Origin of the sequence: Streptomyces sp. NPDC100445 (assembly GCF_044759735.1) — a bacterium.
Lineage (GTDB): Bacteria > Actinomycetota > Actinomycetes > Streptomycetales > Streptomycetaceae > Streptomyces.
Window position 1 is genome coordinate 78,504 of record NZ_JBIVZV010000016.1, and the last position, 20,658, is coordinate 99,161.

Consider the following 20,658-nt stretch of genomic DNA (forward strand, 5'->3'; position numbering starts at 1 on the left):
ACGTCACTTCGGAGAAATCTGTCACTCCGGTTTGAACACCGGGCCGCCCCTGTCCGTACGGGTGGGCGAGCGACCGACTGGGGGAACCCCCGGACACCGGAGGTGGGCGTGCGCAAGGATGCGGCCGTGGCCAATGAACGTGGATCGAGGGCCCGACATCGCATGTCCTCTCAGCCCTCGGAACCTGACGAGGAGCTGATGCGCGCCCTGTACCGGGAGCACGCCGGACCTCTCCTCGCGTATGTCCTGCGCCTGGTCGCCGGCGATCGGCAGCGTGCCGAGGACGTCGTGCAGGAGACGCTCATCCGTGCCTGGAAGAACGCCGGTCAGCTCAATCGGGCGACCGGTTCGGTACGCCCCTGGCTGGTGACGGTCGCGCGCCGCATCGTCATCGACGGCCATCGCAGCCGGCAGGCCCGGCCGCAGGAGGTCGATCCGTCGCCGCTGGAGGTCATCCCCGCGGAGGACGAGATCGACAAGGCGCTGTGGCTGATGACGTTGTCGGACGCGCTCGACGACCTGACCCCGGCCCACCGGGAGGTGCTCGTGGAGACGTACTTCAAGGGGCGTACGGTCAACGAGGCGGCCGAGACACTGGGCATCCCGAGCGGCACGGTCCGCTCCCGGGTGTTCTACGCCCTGCGGTCGATGAAGCTGGCACTGGAGGAGCGGGGGGTGACGGCGTGATGAGCAACGGATTCGGGGGAATGCCAGGGTTCGGGCCAAGTGGTCCGGGTATGTCTGGCCCCATGAACCCCAGGCAGGGATCTTCCGTGCCGAGCGAGCACGAGACCGTCGGCGCCTACGCCCTCGGGATCCTCGACGACGCCGAGGCAACCGCTTTCGAGGCCCACCTCGCCGGCTGCGAGTGGTGCGCCCAGCAGCTCGACGAACTGGCCGGGATGGAACCGATGCTGGCCGCGCTCGCGGACCTGCCGGGTTCGGGGAGCACGCCGGCGATCGGCGAGTCGCTGTCCGCCCGGCCCAGCCCGCGGCTGGCGGAGAGGCTGGTGGACGAGGTCGCCGAGCGGCGTGCGACCAAGCGCCGGCGCGGCTTCTACCTGGTGGCGGCGGCGGCCGCGCTGATCATCGCCGGACCGCTGGCCGCCGTGGCCGTGAACAGCGGTTCGGACGGCGGCCGGCAGGTCACCGCGACGCCCGCCCAGGCGACGTTCGAGACGATGTCCGACAAGAAGTCGGCCACGGACCCCTCGACCTCGGTCAGCGCGACCGTCGGCATGGCCCGCAAGGACTGGGGCACCCAGGCGGTCCTGGAGCTGAAGAACGTCAAGGGCCCGCTGAAGTGCTCCCTGGTGCTCGTGGCCAAGAACGGCCAGCGCGTGACCATGTCGTCGTGGTCGGTCCCGAACTGGGGCTACGGCATCCCGGGCGCCAAGGCGGAGGAGTCCCGGAAGCCGCTGTACATCGGCGGCGCCGCGGCCTTCCAGCCGAACGAGATCGACCACTTCGAGATCGTGACCTTCGAGGGCAAGAAGCTGGTCCAGGTCGACGCCTAGGCACGTGTGGGCCCGAGCGGGCCCGCTCCTTCCGGCGTTCCCGGGTGATCCGGGGGCGCCGGACCGACGTGCCGTAGCCCCGGGCCTCTCCCTTCGCGTACGGTTGACGGCTGCCCAGCACGTCAGAAGGGGGCCCGGTGGCCGCTCAGGTTCAGCAGTCCGCGGTCGGCTCGGTACAGGACGCACGCGATTCCGTCCGCGACCGGGAGATCAGCGTCGAACAGGAACACCTGGACCGGGTGTACCGGCGGCTCGAGGAGAAGATCCACGAGGCCGAGTTCCTGATGCACGACGCGGCGCAGCGCGGCCAGGTCGGCACGCCCGGCGCGCTGGCCGAGCGCGACGCGCAGGTGTTCCGGGCCGGTGTGCACCTCAACCGGCTCAACAACGAGTTCGAGGACTTCCTCTTCGGCCGGATCGACCTGCTGCCCGGCAAGGACGGCAGGAAGGGACCCGACGGCGCGTACACCGCGGTGGAGCCCGCCGAGGGCGCGGTGCGCGACGACAACACCGCCGACATCGCCGAGACCCTGCACATCGGGCGCATCGGCGTCCTGGACGCGGACTACTCCCCGCTGGTCATCGACTGGCGCGCGCCCGCCGCCGCGCCGTTCTACCGGGCCACGCCCGTGGAGCCGGGCCGGGTCGTGCGGCGCCGGGTCATCCGGTCCCGGGGCCGCCGGGTGCTGGGGGTCGAGGACGATCTGATGCGCCCGGAGCTGACGGCGTACCTGGGCGGTGACGAACTGCCCGTCATCGGGGACGGCGCCCTGATGGCCGCCCTCGGCCAGGCGCGCGGCCACACCATGCGGGACATCGTCTCCTCCATCCAGGCCGAGCAGGACCTGGTCATCCGCGCCCCCGCCGCCTCCGTGACCTACGTCGAGGGTGGTCCGGGCACCGGGAAGACGGCCGTCGCCCTGCACCGCGCCGCCTACCTGCTCTACCAGGACCGGCGCCGGTACGCGGGCGGCATCCTGATCGTCTCGCCGACCCCGCTGCTCGTCGCCTACACCGAGGGCGTGCTGCCCTCGCTCGGCGAGGAGGGCCAGGTCGCCATCCGCGCGATCGGTTCGCTGGTCGACGGCGCGGAGGCCACCCTGTACGACTCCCCGGCGGTGGCCCGCGCCAAGGGCTCGTACCGGATGCTGAAGGTGCTGCGGAAGGCGGCCCGGGGCGCCCTGGAACTGGGCTCCACCGCCCCGGCGGATCAGCTCGCGTTCGGGGACGACACCGACGACACCGACGGCACGGACGGCACCGGCGGCCGTGACGCCGACCGCGCCGGGGCGCGGCCGGCCGGCGGTCCGCCCACCCGTCTGCGGGTGGTCGCCTTCGGGCGCCGGATCGAGCTGGAGGCCGGCGAGCTGGACCGCATCCGCCGTACCGTCCTCAGCGGCACCGCGCCCGTCAACCTGCTGCGCCCGCGCGCCCGCAGGCTGCTCCTGGACGCCCTGTGGGCGAGATCCGGCGCCGCCGGCCGGCACGCCGACCCGGAACTGGCCGCCGAACTGCGCTCCTCCTTCGACGAGGACGTCAGCACGGAGGACAGCTTCCTCGGCTTCCTCGACGCCTGGTGGCCCGAGCTGACGCCGCGGGCGGTGCTCGCCGCGATGGCCGACGAGAAGAGGCTGGGCCGCTGGGCCCGGCGGATCCTCAACCCCGGCGAGGTCCGCAAGGTCGCCCGCGCGCTGCGGCGGGACGGCCACTCGGTGCACGACATCGCCCTGCTGGACGAGCTCCAGGCGATCCTCGGCGCCCCGGCCCGGCCGCGCAGGAAGCGCGAACTGGACCCGCTGGACCAGCTCACCGGCCTGGAGGAGCTGATGCCGACCCGCGCGGAGTCGCAGTGGGAGCGGGCCGAGCGCCTGGCGCAGGAGCGCACCGAGTACGCGCACGTCATCGTGGACGAGGCGCAGGACCTCACGCCGATGCAGTGGCGCATGGTCGGCCGCCGCGGCCGGCATGCCACCTGGACGGTGGTGGGGGATCCGGCGCAGTCGTCGTGGTCCGATCCGGACGAGGCCGCCGAGGCCCGCGACGAGGCCCTCGGCAGCCGGCCCCGGCGCCGCTTCCAGCTCACCGTGAACTACCGCAACCCGGCGGAGATCGCCGAGCTGGCCGCCCGGGTGCTGGCCCTGGCCATGCCGGGTGCCGAGGCGCCGACCGCCGTACGCTCCACCGGTGTCGAGCCGCGCTTCACCGTCGTCGGCGAAGGGACGCCGTCAGGCACCCGGGACTCGTGGGAGCGGACCGTGCGGGCGGAGGCGGAGCGGCTGCTCGGGCTGGTGGACGGCACGGTCGGCGTGGTCGTGGCGATGAACCGGCGCGAGGAGGCCCGGCGCTGGCTGGCCGGGCTCGGTGACCGGGTGGTGGCCCTCGGCAGCCTGGAGGCCAAGGGCCTGGAGTACGACGCGACGGTGGTCGTCTCGCCCGCGGAGATCGCCGACGAGTCGCCGGCCGGACTGCGGGTGCTGTACGTGGCGCTGACCCGGGCCACCCAGCAGCTGACGGTGGTGTCGGGGGAGCGGGACGAGCCGGACGGGGCGGGGGTGCCGGACCTCCTGCGGGACTGACGGGAGGAGTTCTCGGTCGCGTCCGGCGCAGCGGGAATCGTCCGCGGCATCCGTTTGTTAGCCTTGACGTGGCACCGGCCCGATCCAAGCCCCCGGGCCCAACCTTAGTCGCTACGAGCGACCACTTGCCGCGAGGCGAGCATGGCGGGTCGGTGTCATGAACGTGGGAGGCCCACGTCACGGAAGTGACGTGGGCCTCTTTCTTTGTCCCGTCGACTCTCGTATGGTGGAAGTCGTTTTCCGAAAACGAGCCGCCGTCGGGCGGCCCCGTGAACACAACGTCCGCAATCCGGGGCGGCTACCAGGTACTGACCGGTAGGTGCGACGATCGGACGGCACAACTAGCGACACGGTGAAAGCAGAGGAAGTCGGCCATGGCAACGGCGCCCAGCGTCTCCTACTCGATGACGATCCGGCTGGAGGTGCCCGCGAGCGGAACCGCCGTCTCGCAGCTCACCAACGCCGTGGAGTCCTCCGGAGGCTCGGTGACCGGCCTCGACGTCACCGCGTCCGGTCACGAGAAGCTCCGTATCGACGTCACCATCGCGGCCACCTCCACGGCGCACGCCGAGGAGATCGTCGAGAAGCTGCGCGGCATCGAGGGCGTCACGCTGGGCAAGGTCTCGGACCGTACGTTCCTCATGCACCTCGGCGGCAAGATCGAGATGGCGTCCAAGCACCCCATCCGCAACCGTGACGACCTGTCCATGATCTACACGCCGGGCGTGGCCCGCGTCTGCATGGCCATCGCCGAGAACCCCGAGGACGCCCGCCGCCTCACCATCAAGCGCAACTCGGTTGCGGTCGTGACGGACGGTTCCGCGGTGCTGGGTCTGGGCAACATCGGCCCCAAGGCCGCGCTGCCCGTCATGGAGGGCAAGGCGGCCCTGTTCAAGCGGTTCGCCGGCATCGACGCCTGGCCGATCTGCCTGGACACCCAGGACTCCGACGCGATCGTGGAGATCGTCAAGGCGATCGCCCCCGGCTTCGCCGGCATCAACCTGGAGGACATCTCCGCCCCCCGCTGCTTCGAGATCGAGGCCCGGCTGCGCGAGGCGCTGGACATCCCGGTCTTCCACGACGACCAGCACGGCACCGCCATCGTCGTCCTCGCCGCCCTGACCAACGCCCTGCGCGTCACGGAGAAGGCCATCGACGGCATCCGGGTCGTCATGTCCGGCGCCGGCGCGGCCGGTACGGCCATCCTCAAGCTGCTGATCGCCGCCGGTGTGAAGAACGCCGTCGTGGCCGACATCCACGGTGTCGTCCACGCGGGCCGCGCGGACCTGGTGGACGCCCCGGCCGACTCGCCGCTGCGCTGGATCGCCGACAACACCAACGCCGAGGGCCTGACCGGCACCCTCAAGGAGGCCGTGCGCGGCGCCGACGTCTTCATCGGCGTCTCCGCCCCCGACGTCCTGGACGGCGGCGACGTGGCCGGGATGGCCGACGGCGCCATCGTGTTCGCGCTCGCGAACCCGGACCCCGAGGTGGACCCCGCGGTCGCCCGCCAGACGGCCGCCGTCGTGGCCACCGGCCGCTCCGACTTCCCCAACCAGATCAACAACGTGCTGGTCTTCCCGGGCGTCTTCCGCGGCCTGCTGGACGCCCAGTCCCGCACGGTCAACACCGAGATGATGCTGGCCGCCGCCAAGGCGCTGGCCGACGTGGTCGGCGAGGACGAGCTGAACCCGAACTACATCGTCCCGAGCGTCTTCAACGACAGGGTCGCGGGCGCCGTGGCCGGCGCGGTCCGCGAGGCCGCCAAGGCGGCCGGCGCGACGGCCTGAGAACGGCGCGCGAGACGGCGTGCGCCTCGGCGCGCGGGGTACCCGCCCGGCTGTGAGCATCGCCACGGTGGGCCCCCGCACCGGCGCGTCGTGGAACCGACCGACCCCGGGCGCGCTCTAGGGTGACGGCCGAGCAGGCGCTTTTCGTGTGACTCCCCAGGGTGTTCTCACGACTCCTACGGGTGCCGGATTGGCTTTCCCGCCGCAGGTAGGGGCAGGATGCGTCCCTGGGCGCGAGCGCATCGGCATCGCAGTGCCTCGGGCGACTGAGCCGCGTGGCACACCCCAACGGCAAGAAATACACGGGAGTAACAACATGAACCGCAGTGAGCTGGTGGCCGCGCTGGCCGACCGCGCCGAGGTGACCCGCAAGGACGCCGACGCCGTGCTGGCCGCGTTCGCCGAGACGGTCGGCGAGATCGTCGCCAAGGGCGACGAGAAGGTCACCATCCCCGGCTTCCTGACCTTCGAGCGCACCCACCGTGCCGCTCGCACCGCGCGGAACCCGCAGACCGGCGAGCCCATCGACATCCCGGCCGGCTACAGCGTGAAGGTGACCGCGGGCAGCAAGCTCAAGGAAGCCGCCAAGGGCAAGTAAGCAAACGTAAGCGCTCCGCTCCGAGCGACCCCTCGCGGGGCGACCGGAGCCGAAGACGCCGAAAAGGGCGGCCCCCTCCTCGCCGGAGGGGGCCGCCCTTTCGTGTCCGTGGGCCCTAGCCGAGCGCCTTGCCCGGCAGCTCCACCTTCGCGCCGAGCTCCACGAGCTTCTCCATGAAGTTCTCGTAGCCGCGGTTGATGAGGTCGATGCCGTGCACGCGGGAGGTGCCCTCGGCGGCCAGCGCCGCGATGAGGTACGAGAAACCGCCGCGCAGGTCCGGGATGACCAGGTCGGCGCCCTGGAGGCGGGTGGGCCCGGAGACGACGGCGGAGTGCAGGAAGTTGCGCTGGCCGAACCGGCAGTCCGAGCCGCCCAGGCACTCGCGGTACAGCTGGATGTGCGCGCCCATCTGGTTCAGGGCGGAGGTGAAGCCGAGGCGGGACTCGTAGACCGTCTCGTGGATGATGGACAGGCCCGTGGCCTGGGTGAGCGCCACCACCAGCGGCTGCTGCCAGTCCGTCTGGAAGCCGGGGTGCACGTCCGTCTCCAGGGCGATCGACTTCAACTGGCCGCCCGGGTGCCAGAACCGGATGCCCTCGTCGTCGATCCGGAACGCGCCGCCCACCTTCCGGTAGGTGTTCAGGAACGTCATCATCGAGCGCTGCTGGGCGCCGCGGACGTAGATGTTGCCGTTGGTCGCGAGCGCCGCCGACGCCCAGGACGCGGCCTCCAGCCGGTCGGCGAGGGCGCGGTGGTCGTAACCGCCGAGCTTGTCGACACCGGTGATGCGGATCGTCCGGTCGGTGTCCATCGCGATGATCGCGCCCATCTTCTGCAGCACGCAGATGAGGTCCTCGATCTCCGGCTCGACGGCCGCGTTGGACAACTCCGTGACGCCCTCGGCGAGTACGGCCGTCAGCAGCACCTGCTCGGTCGCGCCGACCGACGGGTACGGCAGCCGGATCTTGGTGCCGCGCAGCCGCTGCGGTGCCTCCAGGTACTGGCCGTCCGCCCGCTTCTCGATGGTCGCGCCGAACTGCCGCAGCACGTCGAAGTGGAAGTCGATGGGCCGGCCGCCGATGTCGCAGCCGCCCAGGCCCGGGATGAACGCGTGGCCGAGACGGTGCAGCAGCGGGCCGCAGAAGAGGATCGGGATACGGCTGGAACCCGCGTGCGCGTCGATGTCGGCCACGTTCGCGCTCTCGACGCGCGTCGGGTCGAGCACCAGCTCGCCGGGTTCCTCGCCCGGGCGCACCGTCACCCCGTGCAGCTGGAGGAGGCCGCGGACGACCCGCACGTCACGGATGTCCGGAACATTGCGCAGTCGGCTCGGCTCACTGCCCAGCAGGGCGGCGACCATGGCCTTCGGCACGAGGTTCTTCGCACCGCGGACACGGATCTCGCCCTCCAGCGGGTTTCCGCCGTGGACAAGCAGGACATCGTCGTTGACGGTCATGAATCTCGCGTTCCGATGAGTTGGTCAGGGGCCGGCCGATCACTGTGCGCAGGGGCCGGGAAGACAGGGTAATCGCCGATCACCCCTCGCCCGTAAGCCCGAGGACCGCCCGGTCGGGTCATGGTCGTGTCACAACACGAACCGTTCCCCTCCGGGCACGCCGGGTCACCGACCCGCCGGGCGCGCCGGGGCGGCTCCCCACGCCCTGAGCTGCGCCCGCCCGATTGGCTCCCCACGCGGGGGGAAGATGCGGGATCATGTCTGGCATGACCGAGGTGTCCTCGCTCACAGGGCGGCTGCTCGTGGCCACGCCCGCCCTGGCGGACCCGAACTTCGACCGCGCGGTGGTGCTCCTCCTCGACCACGACGAGGAGGGCTCCCTCGGTGTCGTCCTCAACCGCCCCACCCCGGTGGACGTGGGCGACATCCTCGAAGGCTGGGCCGGTCTGGCCGGCGAGCCCGGTGTCGTCTTCCAGGGCGGCCCCGTCTCGCTGGACTCGGCGCTCGGCATCGCGGTGATCCCCGGCGACGCGGGCGGCGAGGCCGCCCCGCTCGGCTGGCGGCGGGTGCACGGCGCGATCGGCCTGGTCGACCTGGAGGCCCCGCCGGAACTGCTCGCCCCCGCGGTCGGCTCGCTGCGCATCTTCGCCGGTTACGCGGGCTGGGGCCCGGGCCAGCTGGAGGACGAGGTGGTGGAGGGCGCCTGGTACGTCGTGGAGTCCGAGCCGGGCGACGTGTCCTCGCCGGCCCCCGAACGGCTGTGGCGCGAGGTGCTGCGCCGCCAGCGCAACGAGCTGGCGATGGTGGCCACGTACCCGGACGACCCTTCGCTCAACTGATGCCTGTGAGCTTCAGTACCCTGGGCGGTATGAGCACTCTCGAGCCCGAGCGCGGGACTGGTACGGGGACCCTCGTAGAGCCGACGCCACAGGTGTCCCACGGCGACGGTGACCACGAGCGCTTCGCCCACTACGTCCAGAAGGACAAGATCATGGCGAGCGCCCTCGACGGGACCCCCGTCGTGGCGCTGTGCGGCAAGGTCTGGGTGCCGGGCCGCGACCCGAAGAAGTACCCCGTGTGTCCCATGTGCAAGGAGATCTACGAGTCCATGGGCAGCGGCGGCGACGACAAGGGCAAGGGCGGCAAGGGCGGCGACAAGTAGGCCCCCGCCGGCGACGAGCGGCGAGATCCCCGGCACGCGTACGGCGCGTGCCGGGGATCTCCGCGTTTCCGCGCACCTGGCTGGTCCAGACCTCTTGTCGGGCGCCGTCGCACTCCCTAGCCTTCGAGGCGTTGTACGGAGAGAAATCATCGTTGCGCCCAGTGCAACGCACCGTGGCTGAGGGGTTGAGGGCATGGAACTGATTCCGGCGCCGCGCGCCGTCGAGGAACCGCCGGGCGACGGGGTGCCGCTCGGCCCCGGCACCACCCTGTGGGCCGGCCCGGGCACCGAACGCGCCGAACGCTGGCTGCGCGCCACGCTCGGCGCGGCCCTGGGCCTGCCGCTGCGCCCCGGATCGCGGGACGCCCCGGACGGCGTGCGGCTGCTCCTGGACGACACCCTGGAACCGGAGGCGTACCGCCTCGACGCCGCGGCCGGCCGGGGCGTCGAGATCCGCGGCGGCGGGCCCGCCGGGGTGTTCTGGGGCGCGCAGACCCTGCGCCAGCTCCTCGGCCCCGACGCCTTCCGCCGCGCCCCGGTACGGCCCGGCACCGACCGCCTCGTCCCCCGCCGGACCGTGGCGGACGCCCCCCGGTTCCGCTGGCGCGGTCTCCTCCTCGACGTCGCCCGGCACTTCATGCCCAAGGACGGCGTGCTGCGCTACCTGGACCTGATGGCCGCGCACAAACTCAACGTCCTGCACCTCCACCTGACGGACGACCAGGGCTGGCGCATCGAGATCAGGCGCTACCCGGAACTGACCGAAAAAGCGTCCTGGCGGCCACGGACGAAGTTCGGCCACCGCGCCTCACCGCTCTGGACGGAGAAACCGCACGGCGGGTACTACACCCAGGACGACATCCGCGAGATCGTCGCCTACGCCGCCGAGCGGCACATCACCGTCGTCCCGGAGATCGACGTACCCGGCCACTCCCAGGCCGCCATCGCCGCCTACCCCGAACTCGGCAACACCGACGTCGTCGACACCGGCGCCCTCGCCGTCTGGGACACCTGGGGCATCTCCGCCAACGTCCTCGCCCCCACCGACGCCACCCTGCGCTTCTACGAAGGCGTCCTGGAGGAGGTGCTGGAGCTGTTCCCCGCGGACGCCGCCGGCTTCTCGGAGTTCGTCCACATCGGCGGCGACGAGTGCCCCAAGGAGCAGTGGACCGAATCCGTGACCGCCAAGACCCGCATCGCGGACCTCGGCCTCGACGGCGAGGACGGGCTCCAGGCCTGGTTCATCGGGCACTTCGACGCCTGGCTCGCCGCCCGCGGCCGCCGGCTCATCGGCTGGGACGAGATCCTGGAGGGTGGCCTCGCCCCGGGCGCGGCGGTCTCCTCCTGGCGGGGCTACGCGGGCGGGACCGCCGCCGCGCGCGCCGGCCACGACGTCGTCATGTGCCCCGAGCAGTACGTGTACCTGGACCACCGGCAGGCCCCCGGCGCGGACGAGCCGGTGCCGATCGGCTTCGTGCGCACCCTGGAGGACGTCTACCGCTTCGAACCCGTGCCGGCCGAGCTCACCGAACCCGAGGCGCGGCACGTGCTGGGCACTCAGGCCAACGTGTGGACCGAGGCGTTGGAGGACTCCGCACGCGTCGACTACCAGGCCTTCCCCCGGCTCGCGGCGTTCGCCGAGGTCGCCTGGAGCCCGCTCCCCGCCCCGGCGGACCGCGACTACGCGGACTTCGAACGCCGGATGACCGCCCACTACCGGCGACTCGACGCGCTCGGCGTCGCCTACCGGCCACCGACCGGACCCCGGCCGTGGCAGCGGCGCCCCGGCGTGCCCGGTCGCCCGTTCGAGGGGGCGCCGCCGATCAGGTAACCGGAAAACCCCGGCAGCACCCCCGAAGAGTGGCAATCCGCGCGCACCGGTGATGCCGTGCGAAACCGGACCATCTCCCCGATGAGGTGGGCGAATGCCTCCTAGCGGACCCCCGCGTTCGAGCCTTGCGAAGATGTGCCAGAGTTGCGTCGTCCGCCCTGTCAGCACGTACCGTACGGCAGCACAGGCGGGACCAGGTGGGGCAGCGGGAAGGGGCAGCCGGTTTGACCACGCACGCACCGCAGGCGGCGCAGGCCGTCACGCTGCCCACGACACTGGACGAGGCCGTGGCGGCCCTCGCCGCGCTGCCCGCCGCCGTCCCCGTCGCGGGCGGCACCGACCTCATGGCGGCCGTCAACTCCGGCCAGCTCAGGCCCGCCGCCCTGGTGGGCCTCGGCCGGATCAGCGAGATCCGCGGCTGGCAGTACCAGGACGGCCACGCCCTGCTCGGCGCGGGACTCACCCACGCCCGCATGGGCCGCCCCGACTTCGCGGCCCTCATCCCGGCGCTCGCCGCCGCCGCGCGCGCCGCCGGCCCGCCGCACATCCGCAACGCGGGCACCCTGGGCGGCAACATCGCCACGGCCGCCCCCACCGGGGACGCCCTGCCGGTCCTCGCCGCCCTCGAAGCGACCCTGATCATCGCGGGCCCGGGCGGAGCCCGCCGGGAGATCCCGGTGTCGCACCTGCTCGCCGGCATGGAGCTGCTGCGCGGCGGCGAACTCATCGGCTTCGTCCGCGTGCCGCTGCTGCACGCCCCGCAGGTGTTCGTGAAGGCCACCGGACGCACCGGCCCCGGCCGCGCGCTGGCCTCCGTCGCCCTCGTCCTGGACCCCGCCCGGCGCGGCGTGCGCTGCGCCGTCGGCGCCATCGCGCCGATGCCGCTGCGGCCCCTGGAGGCCGAGCAGTGGGTCGCGCAGCTCATCGACTGGGACAACGACCGCACCCTCGTCCCGGAGGCCCTGCGCGCCTTCGGCGAGTACGTCGCCGCGGCCTGCATCCCCGACCCGACCCCCGAACCCGACGGCACGGTGACCCCGCTTCCGCCCGCCGTACTGCACCTGCGGCGCACCGTCGCCGCGCTGGCCCGACGAGCACTGGGGAGGGCGCTGTCGTGACCGACGACCAGCACGGAGAGGGCGCGCCCCGCAGCGGCGGCCGCTGGGACCCGCTGCCCCAGGGCGACTACGACGACGGCGCCACCGCGTTCGTCAGGCTCCCCGAGGGCGGCATCGACGCCCTGCTGTCCGGCGACAGCCCGCTGGCCGCACCCGGACACGGCTACGTGCCGCCCCGGATCGCGGCCAGGCGCGCCGACGGCGCCCCGGACGACTGGCCCGCGCCCGAGGGCGGCGCCCACTGGCCCGACCCGAACGCCACGCCGGCGGCTCCGCCGCAGACCATGGACGACCGGTTCACGTACCGGCCCGGCGCCACCCAGCACTGGACCTTCGAGGAGCCCCCGGCACCGGCCGCGCCGGGACACGACGTCACCGGGCAGTGGTCCATCCCGGTCGCCGGCGGGGACCTGCCGGACGAGTCCGGCGAGTTCACCACCTCCTCGCTGGTCGAGCAGTGGGGCGGCACCCCGCCGGCCACCCTGCCCGGCGGCGCGGCCGCGCCCTGGGCGACGGACGGCGCGGGCCACCCCTGGGACGGCGCCCCGCCGGCCGTCCCCGACGGCACCCACGCCCACCACGCGTCCGCCGCCACGGCACCCGCGCCGGCGGACGGGTACGCGCCGGCGGAGGGATACGTGCCGGCGGAGGGGTACGTGCCGGACGGGGGACACACCCCGGACGAGGGGTACGCCCCGGACGACGGATACGCCCCGGGGAACGGGTACGTGCCCGGCGAGGGGTACGTCCCGGAGAACGGTTACGTACGGCAGGACGGGCACGTCCGCCAGGACGGGTACGGGCAGGGCCCGGCCGGGCACGCGGAGGACGGCCGGACCGGTCACGGCGACGCCGGCCCCACCGGGGACACCGCCGCCCGTGACGGCCACACCGTGGACGACGACGGCGCGGACACCGGTGCGGACGACGGCCACCCGGACGACGGCCACCCGGACGGCGGTCCGGCGCATGCCGTCCACCCGGACGACGAGCCGCGCATCGGCGCGGAGCAGCCGCCCACGCGGCCCACCGCCTTGGAGTCGGCGCCCGAGTCGGAGGCGCACGGCCTCGCGGAGGCCCCTGAGCGCCCCGCAGACGCCCCCGCGGGCCACGAGGAGCCCGCCGATCCCGCGGACGCCCCGTCACCCGCCACGGACGCCCCCGCGGACCCGGACGCCCCCGCGTCACCGGGCTCCGCCCCGGCCCCGGCGCAACCCGCAGCCGTACCCGCGCAGCCGGTCGATCTGGCCGAACCAGCCGATCCGGCCGAACCGGTCGAACACGCCGGAACCGCCGAACCCGCCGAACCCGTCGAATCCGACGAGTTCGCCGACCCGGCTGGAACCGAACCCTCCGCCGACGCGCCCGCCCCCGGTGCCACGGACGACGCCCCGGAGGCCGGCGACGACGACGCCGGGGAGCCGGCCGCCGTCCCCCTGACGCCGCACGACGACCACCCCCTCGCCTCCTACGTGCTGCGCGTCAACGGCGCCGACCGCCCGGTCACCGACGCCTGGATCGGCGAGTCGCTGCTGTACGTGCTGCGCGAGCGGCTGGGTCTCGCGGGCGCCAAGGACGGCTGCTCGCAGGGTGAGTGCGGGGCGTGCAACGTGCAGGTCGACGGCCGGCTCGTGGCCTCGTGCCTGGTCCCCTCGGTCACCGCGGCCGGCAGCGAGGTCCGCACGGTCGAGGGCCTGGCCGCCGACGGCCGGCCCTCCGACGTCCAGCGCGCGCTCGCCCGGTGCGGCGCCGTGCAGTGCGGGTTCTGCGTCCCCGGCATGGCGATGACCGTGCACGACCTGCTGGAGGGTAACCCGGCCCCCACCGAGCTGGAGACCCGGCAGGCGCTGTGCGGCAACCTGTGCCGCTGCTCCGGCTACCGCGGGGTGCTGGAGGCCGTCCAGGAGGTCGTCGCCGAGCGCGAGGCGTCCCAGGCCGGCCCCGCGGCGGACGGCGACGAGGCGCGCATCCCGCACCAGGCGGGCCCCGGCTCCGGCGGCGTCCACGCGTCGGCGTTCGAGGCGCCGGGAGCGTTCGGCACCCCGCCCGCGCAGCACACCCCGCCCGCCTTCGAGGCCGCCCCGAACGGCTACGGCGACACCCCCGAGGCTTACGGCGACACCCCCGACGGCTACGGCGACCCGCACGACGCCTACGGCGACAGCCCGGACGCGTACGGCGCGCCGGGACCGCAGGACCAGCACTACGGGCAGGACGGAGGCCAGGCGTGAGCAACGAGGCCGGCATCGCGACCACCGCGGCGGACCCCGCCCCCGAGGCCGAGCCGTCGCCGTACGGCCTCGGCGTCTCCCTGCCGCACGCCGACGCCCGCGCCAAGACCGAGGGCACCTTCCCGTACGCGGCCGACCTGTGGGCCGAGGGCCTGCTGTGGGCGGCCGTGCTGCGCTCCCCGCACGCGCACGCCCGCATCCTGTCCATCGACACCACGCACGCGCGGGAGATGCCCGGCGTCCGCGCCGTCATCACCCACGAGGACGTGCCCGGCACGCCCCGCCACGGCCGGGGCACCCCCGACCGGCCGCTGTTCGCCTCCGAGGTCGTACGCCACCACGGCGAGCCCATCGCCGCGGTCGCCGCCGACCACCCGGACACCGCGCGGATGGCCGCCGCCGCAGTCATCGTCGAGTACGAGGTGCTGGACCCGGTCACCGACCCGGAACACGCCTTCGAGGCCGAACCGCTGCACCCCGACGGCAACCTGATCCGGCACATCCCGCTGCACCACGGGGACCCGGAGGCGGCCGGCGACACCGTGGTCGAGGGCCTCTACCGCATCGGACGCCAGGACCCGGCCCCCATCGGCGCCGAGGCCGGCCTCGCCGTGCCCCGCCCCGACGGCGGCGTGGAGCTGTACCTGGCCTCCACCGACCCGCACAACGACCGCGACACGGCCGCCGCCTGCTACGGCCTGCCCCCCGACCGGGTCAAGATCGTCGTCACCGGGGTGCCCGGCGCCACGGCGGACCGCGAGGACCAGGGTTTCCAGCTGCCGCTCGGCCTGCTCGCGCTCCGCACCGGCTGCCCGGTGAAACTCACCGCGACCCGCGAGGAGTCCTTCCTCGGCCACGCCCACCGCCACCCCACCCTGCTGCGCTACCGCCACCACGCCGACGCCGAGGGCCGGCTGGTCAAGGTCGAGGCGCAGATCCTGCTCGACGCGGGCGCCTACGCCGACACCTCCGCGGAGGCCCTCGCCGCCGCCGTCTCCTTCGCCTGCGGCCCGTACGTCGTCCCGAACGCCTTCATCGAGGGCTGGGCCGTGCGCACCAACAACCCGCCCTCCGGGCACGTGCGGGGCGAGGGCGCCATGCAGGTCTGCGCCGCCTACGAGGCCCAGATGGACAAGCTGGCGCGCAAACTCGGCCTGGACCCGGCCGAGCTGCGCCTGCGCAACGTCCTCGCCACCGGCGACGTCCTGCCGATCGGGCAGACCGTGACCTGCCCCGCGCCGGTCGCCGAACTCCTCCAGGCCGTCCGGGACGCCCCGCTGCCCGCCCTCCCCAAGGACCTGCCCGAGGAGGACTGGCTGCTGCCCGGCGGACCCGAGGGCGCGGGTGAGCCCGGCGCCGTGCGGCGGGGCGTCGGCTACGGCCTGGGCATGGTGCACATGCTGGGCGCGGAGGGCGCCGACGAGGTGTCCACGGCGACGGTCAAGGTCCACGACGGCATCGCGACCGTGCTGTGCGCGGCCGTGGAGACCGGCCAGGGCTTCACCACCCTCGCCCGGCAGATCGTGCAGGACACCCTCGGCATCGAGGAGGTCCACGTCGCCCCGGTCGACACCGACCAGCCGCCGGCCGGCGCGGGCTGCCGCAGCCGGCACACCTGGGTGTCGGGCGGCGCGGTGGAGCGGGCGGCGAAGATGGTCCGCACCCAGCTGCTCCAGCCCCTCGCCCACAAGTTCGGCATGTCCACCGAGCTGCTCCAGATCACCGACGGCCGGATCACCTCGTACGACGGGGTGCTGTCCACGACGGTCACCGAGGCGCTGGACGGCAAGGAACTGTGGGCCACGGCCCAGTGCCGCCCGCACCCCACCGAGCCGTTGGACGCGAACGGCCAGGGCGACGCCTTCGTCGGGCTCGCCTTCTGCGCGATCCGCGCGGTCGTCGACGTCGACGTCGAGCTGGGCTCCGTCCGGGTGGTCGAGCTCGCGCTCGCCCAGGACGTCGGCCGGATCCTCAACCCGGCGCAGCTGACGGCCCGGATCGAGGCCGGTGTCACCCAGGGCGTCGGCATCGCGCTCACCGAGAACCTGCGCACCCCGCGCGGCCTGGTCCGCCACCCCGACCTGACCGGCTACGCCCTGCCGACCGCGCTCGACGCCCCCGATCTCCGCATCGTCCGGCTGGTCGAGGAACGGGACGTCGTCGCGCCGTTCGGCGCCAAGTCGGTCAGCGCGGTCCCGGTGGTGACGACCCCGGCGGCGATCGCGTCCGCCGTCCGCGCGGCCACCGGCCGCCCGGTCAACCGCCTACCGATCCGCCCGCAGGCGGCCGTGGTGACGGACCGGTGAGCGCCCCCGGGCAGGAGCCCCGCTACGAGCCCCCGCCCAGCGCGGGCAAGCTGGTCCTGTGGATCCTGCTGTTCGCCGTGGCGGCGCTGGCCGTCGTGCTGGGCGGCATCTACTTCACCTGACGCGTTCGCGTTGGTCGGGGCCGTTGTCAGTGGGGCGGCGTAGGGTGCGGAGCAGTCGGGGCACCTGACCGGGTGCCGCGTACGAGGGGGTACGCGCGCCTGTCACGCACGGGGGAGATCGCGGGGGAGCGATGAGCACGACCGAGGCCGGGTTCCCGGCGATCACGCTGACCGAGGCGGAGCTGGACCGCCACGTCACCCACGCGCCGACGCGCGGCCTGCTCACCGGCCCCGGCCTGCCCGCGGACACCGGCCTGCTGACCTTCTCCCCGCTGCGCCGGTACGGTCTGCGCACGCTCGCCGACGCCACGGACGGCCCCCTCCTCCTGGCGGAGGAACTGCGCGGCCGCCTGGTCATCGGCGAACTCCTCACCCCGGCCGGCATGGAGCGCGAGTCGATCCTGCTCGACGGCGCCACGGGCGAGTTGACGACGGCCCACCTCGTCGCCCCGGCCGCCCCCCGGCCCTTCGCGCCCTCCCTGCACACGCTGCTGCGCTTCGCCGCCGTCACCGAGGAACTCGCGGGCCTGCGCGGCCGCTTCGCCGCCCTGGCGGGACGGTACGGCCCCGAGACGGCGGCCGAGGCCTCCCGCCGCCTCCTCGGCCTCTTCGAGGAGGGCACGGGCGGCGAGGTCCCGCCGTACTGGAAGGCGGCGGCACTGATCCGCCCGCTCTCCCTCGTCGCCGGCCCCGGCACGGTGTCCGGCCTCACCCTCGACCTCCCCGGCCGCCTCCTGGACCAGCAGTTCGGGCACGGCAGGGTGGCCCGCTTCGAGGAGGTCGATCTCCCCCCGACGCTCACGCACGAACCGACGCGCCGCTTCCTGCGCGGCACGGGGCTGCCGGAGCAGGCGGTCGTCTTCCACGCGGACACGGACGCGGACGCGCCGCTGCCGACCCTGCGGGAGTACGTCACGCGGGAGTACGCCGCCTACCCGGCGGACCGGCTCCCGGCCCACTGCGACCACCTGGTCCGCCTCGGCCGCCTGCCTGAGCGGACCAGCCTGCTGGTCGACGGCAGAACCGGCGCGGTCCTCACCTTCGACGAGCCGGACGGCACCCTCCACCCGCTCAACACCGACGTCTCCACCCTGGCGTTCACCCTGTGGCTCGTCCACCACGAACGCACCATCGACGCCCACCTCGGCCACGAGCTGTCGACCCGGGCCTACGACCACCTGGCCGCGGCCATGACCGACACCCTCACCACCCTGGACCCCACAGCCACCCTCCCCTCCACCACCTGGCACTACTGGACGGACCTCTTCCACGACACGACCAGCGGGGCCCTCTGAAGCCCGGGCACCGGTGAACCTCCCCGCATCCCGCCACTTGGCCCCCCACCCTCCCTACCGTGGTGCGTGACGAGAATGGGCGGACAGGCGGAGGCCGTGGCGGGGATCAGCTGGAGCAGGGCTTCACCAGCACTGGGCAGGAGTTCCACAGTTCCACCCCGGCCGTGATCAGCTCCACTACCGCGCGTTGCTCGTCAGGAGTCCATGCGGGGCGGTCGCCTCCGAACAGCTTCTCGTAGGCGCTGTCGTGCACCACGCTCTGCTCGGGCAGCCGATGGACCTCACCGAGTCCTCGGGCCAGATCCTCGAAGAAGTTCCACGCCTCCAGCACCCCACCCGAGGGAACGCGCCGGCGCATCGGGTTCTCCAGCCAATGCTCGACACGGACGAGCTCCAACGTGTCGGCCTCAGAAGTGGCCAGTCTCCGTCCCCGCCGGCTCACGTACGCACGCGCCTGCCGAACAGTCATGAACACCGGCACCTGACAGTGCTCAGCTTCGGGCAACGCCAGCACCTGGTCGGGTTCGTCATCCCTGCCACCGACCCACAGGACCACCCAGCTGCGGCGGAGCCCCCGTACCCGATACGCATAGAGACTCCCACCCCCACTGCGGCGACCGGCCCCGAACACATCTGCCGTCTCGATCTTTGCCACGCACTCACCCTGGCACGCCCCGTGAGAACCGTCGCGGAATGAGCCACCAGCGGCGAGAAGCGCCTCTGAACGGGAGCTGAGACGGGCGACCGGAAGGGCGGCACTCCCTGAGGAGCGCCGCCCTTTCGTTCTCCTGGTCAGGCCAGGTGGAGGCCGTGGCGGGAATCGAACCCGCGTAACTCGCTTTGCAGGCGAGTCCCTGAACCACTCGGGCACACGGCCGTGTTGGTGAGACGAACGTACGGGGGTGGCCGGGCGGGGCTCAAGAGGGGTGGGCGGGCTGCAACGGGACTGCCATACGGCGTTCATGAGCGGGCTCGGGGCGTAGGACCAAGGGCGGAGGAGCGGTAGGGCTCCTGACAGGGGCGACCGTTGGTTGTGGGCCTTACTCTGGCGTTCATGAGTGCCCTCGAATCCCGCGACCCCGCCGTTGTCGATCCGCCCGTCGCACGGGACGACGGTGTGCTGGGCCGGACCTACCGGGCGCTCAGCGTGGGGATCGTGTCCGTCGTCGTGCTGATCGCGTTCGAGGCGACGGCCGTGGGTACCGCGATGCCGGTCGCCGCCCGGGAGCTCGACGGCCTGGCGCTGTACGCGTTCGCGTTCTCCGGGTACTTCACGACCAGCCTGTTCGGCATGGTGCTCGCGGGCCAGTGGTCCGACCGGCGCGGTCCGCTGGGCCCGCTCACCGCGGGCATCGGCGCCTTCGCCGCAGGACTGGTCGTCGCCGGGACGGCCCAGGTGATGTGGGTGTTCATCCTGGGACGGGCCGTGCAGGGGCTGGGTGGCGGACTGGTCATCGTCGCGCTGTACGTCGTCGTCGGACGCGCCTACCCCGAGCGGCTGCGGCCCGCGATCATGGCGGCCTTCGCGGCCGGCTGGGTCGTGCCGTCCATCGTCGGCCCCCTCGCCTCCGGCGCCGTCACCGAGCACCTCGGCTGGCGCTGGGTGTTCCTCGGCATCCCGGTGCTCGTCCTGCTGCCCCTCGCGCTCGCCCTGCCGCAGATACGGCGCCGGGCGTCCGGCCCGGTGGACGAGGAGGCCGGGGCCGGCGGTCTCGACCGGCGGCGGATCCGGCTCGCCCTGGGCATCTCCCTGGGCGCCGGGCTCCTCCAGTACGCCGCCCAGGACCTGCGCCCCCTGTCGGTGCTCCCGGGCCTGGCCGGTGCCGCCCTGCTGGTGCCCGCCGTCCGCGGGCTGCTGCCCCGCGGCACCTACCGGGCGGCCCGCGGCCTGCCCTCCGTGGTGCTGCTGCGCGGGCTGTCCGCCGGGTCGTTCATCGCCGCCGAGTCCTTCGTGCCGCTGATGCTGGTCACCCAGCGCGGGCTGTCACCGACGCTCGCCGGGTTCTCGCTGGCCGCGGGCGGCGTGACGTGGGCGCTGGGGTCGTTCGTGCAGTCGCGGCCGCGCGTGGCGCCGTACCGGGAGCGGCTGGTGACCGCCGGGATGGTGCTGGTCGCCGTCGCGATCGTGACCGCCCCGAGTGTGCTGGTGCACTCCGTGCCCGTGTGGACGGTCGCGGTCGCCTGGGGCGTGGGCTGCTTCGGGATGGGGCTGGTCATCTCCTCCACGAGCGTGTTGCTGCTCCAGCTGTCCGCGCCGGAGGAGGCCGGCGCCAATTCGGCCGCCCTCCAGATCTCCGACGCGCTGTCGAACGTCGTCCTGCTCGCCGGGACGGGCGCGGCCTTCGCCGCCCTGGGCGGCGGCAGCACCGCGGCCCCCACCTCCGCGGCGACCGCGGCCGGCGCCGGTCACCCCGCCGCGTTCGCCGCCGTCTTCCTGCCGACGGCCGCGGTCGCGCTGGCCGGGACCTGGGTGTCGCGCCGCCTGCGGCAGCGCTGAGCGGGCGGCGCGGGCGCCCGCCCGGGCAGGCGACGGCGCGGGAAGCGGCGTACGCGCTGGTCAGCGTCGTGCGGTCCGGCGGGGCGCGGAGCACCGCGGTGATCGTGCCGCTGATCGTGCCGCTGTGACGTGGGTCCCACCCGGGTCCGGCCCGGCCTC

16 protein-coding genes and 1 tRNA gene are annotated in these 20,658 nt (G+C 73.6%); 14 read left to right on the top strand and 3 right to left on the bottom strand.

Annotated features, from left to right (window positions below; genetic code table 11):
• The first annotated feature begins 102 nt into the window (after positions 1-102).
• The 5 genes from ACIQVT_RS31425 to ACIQVT_RS31445 all read left to right on the top strand — a co-directional run bounded on the left by ACIQVT_RS31425 (position 103) and on the right by ACIQVT_RS31445 (position 6,481).
• Positions 103-687: a sigma-70 family RNA polymerase sigma factor gene (locus ACIQVT_RS31425; protein ID WP_030167252.1), complete on the top strand. Its 585-nt coding sequence runs from the start codon at positions 103-105 to the stop codon at positions 685-687.
• A gap of 62 nt (positions 688-749) precedes the next feature.
• Positions 750-1,517: an anti-sigma factor family protein gene (locus ACIQVT_RS31430; protein ID WP_403761855.1), complete on the top strand. Its 768-nt coding sequence runs from the start codon at positions 750-752 to the stop codon at positions 1,515-1,517.
• A gap of 137 nt (positions 1,518-1,654) precedes the next feature.
• Positions 1,655-4,093, top strand: coding sequence for a HelD family protein (locus ACIQVT_RS31435; protein WP_403761858.1), 2,439 nt, complete (start codon positions 1,655-1,657; stop codon positions 4,091-4,093).
• Between the two features lie 374 nt (positions 4,094-4,467).
• The gene (locus tag ACIQVT_RS31440; RefSeq protein WP_403761862.1) at positions 4,468-5,883 is read left to right on the top strand and encodes an NAD-dependent malic enzyme; all 1,416 of its coding nucleotides are present in this window, start codon (positions 4,468-4,470) and stop codon (positions 5,881-5,883) included.
• Positions 5,884-6,199: 316 nt separating this feature from the next.
• Positions 6,200-6,481, top strand: coding sequence for an HU family DNA-binding protein (locus tag ACIQVT_RS31445; protein ID WP_071383849.1), 282 nt, complete (start codon positions 6,200-6,202; stop codon positions 6,479-6,481).
• Between the two features lie 115 nt (positions 6,482-6,596).
• Here ACIQVT_RS31445 and murA read toward each other — a convergent pair whose 3' ends face one another.
• Entirely contained in the window at positions 6,597-7,937 is a 1,341-nt protein-coding gene (murA, locus tag ACIQVT_RS31450) for a UDP-N-acetylglucosamine 1-carboxyvinyltransferase (RefSeq protein ID WP_403761866.1), read from the bottom strand.
• A 266-nt stretch (positions 7,938-8,203) separates the two neighbouring features.
• Between murA and ACIQVT_RS31455 the strand changes: the two genes are divergently transcribed.
• The 8 genes from ACIQVT_RS31455 to ACIQVT_RS31490 all read left to right on the top strand — a co-directional run bounded on the left by ACIQVT_RS31455 (position 8,204) and on the right by ACIQVT_RS31490 (position 18,002).
• Positions 8,204-8,776 (top strand): YqgE/AlgH family protein, encoded by a 573-nt coding sequence (locus tag ACIQVT_RS31455; protein ID WP_403761868.1) that lies wholly within the window; start codon positions 8,204-8,206, stop codon positions 8,774-8,776.
• Positions 8,777-8,805: 29 nt separating this feature from the next.
• Positions 8,806-9,099: a DUF3039 domain-containing protein gene (locus ACIQVT_RS31460; RefSeq protein ID WP_356823894.1), complete on the top strand. Its 294-nt coding sequence runs from the start codon at positions 8,806-8,808 to the stop codon at positions 9,097-9,099.
• A 193-nt stretch (positions 9,100-9,292) separates the two neighbouring features.
• The gene (locus ACIQVT_RS31465; protein ID WP_403761872.1) at positions 9,293-10,930 is read left to right on the top strand and encodes a beta-N-acetylhexosaminidase; all 1,638 of its coding nucleotides are present in this window, start codon (positions 9,293-9,295) and stop codon (positions 10,928-10,930) included.
• 224 nt (positions 10,931-11,154) lie between these two features.
• The gene (locus ACIQVT_RS31470; RefSeq protein WP_403761875.1) at positions 11,155-12,048 is read left to right on the top strand and encodes an FAD binding domain-containing protein; all 894 of its coding nucleotides are present in this window, start codon (positions 11,155-11,157) and stop codon (positions 12,046-12,048) included.
• On the top strand, positions 12,045-14,279 hold the full coding sequence (locus ACIQVT_RS31475) for a 2Fe-2S iron-sulfur cluster-binding protein (RefSeq protein WP_403761879.1): 2,235 nt from the start codon (positions 12,045-12,047) through the stop codon (positions 14,277-14,279). The genes ACIQVT_RS31470 and ACIQVT_RS31475 overlap by 4 nt, the downstream gene beginning before the upstream one ends.
• Positions 14,276-16,585, top strand: coding sequence for a xanthine dehydrogenase family protein molybdopterin-binding subunit (locus tag ACIQVT_RS31480; protein ID WP_403761882.1), 2,310 nt, complete (start codon positions 14,276-14,278; stop codon positions 16,583-16,585). Before ACIQVT_RS31475 ends, ACIQVT_RS31480 begins: the two co-directional genes overlap by 4 nt.
• Complete coding sequence (locus ACIQVT_RS31485) at positions 16,582-16,707, top strand: hypothetical protein (protein WP_403761886.1); 126 nt, start codon at positions 16,582-16,584, stop codon at positions 16,705-16,707. The genes ACIQVT_RS31480 and ACIQVT_RS31485 overlap by 4 nt, the downstream gene beginning before the upstream one ends.
• Before the next feature lie 131 nt (positions 16,708-16,838).
• The gene (locus ACIQVT_RS31490; protein ID WP_403761889.1) at positions 16,839-18,002 is read left to right on the top strand and encodes an SUKH-4 family immunity protein; all 1,164 of its coding nucleotides are present in this window, start codon (positions 16,839-16,841) and stop codon (positions 18,000-18,002) included.
• A gap of 106 nt (positions 18,003-18,108) precedes the next feature.
• On the opposite strand, the gene ACIQVT_RS31495 is transcribed toward ACIQVT_RS31490, so the two are convergent.
• Positions 18,109-18,657, bottom strand: a complete 549-nt coding sequence (locus ACIQVT_RS31495) for a hypothetical protein (RefSeq protein WP_403761892.1) — start codon at positions 18,655-18,657, stop codon at positions 18,109-18,111.
• 147 nt (positions 18,658-18,804) lie between these two features.
• Positions 18,805-18,879 (bottom strand) — tRNA-Cys (locus tag ACIQVT_RS31500).
• A 177-nt stretch (positions 18,880-19,056) separates the two neighbouring features.
• Between ACIQVT_RS31500 and ACIQVT_RS31505 the strand changes: the two genes are divergently transcribed.
• Positions 19,057-20,499: an MFS transporter gene (locus tag ACIQVT_RS31505; protein WP_403761895.1), complete on the top strand. Its 1,443-nt coding sequence runs from the start codon at positions 19,057-19,059 to the stop codon at positions 20,497-20,499.
• Positions 20,500-20,658: the final 159 nt, after the last annotated feature.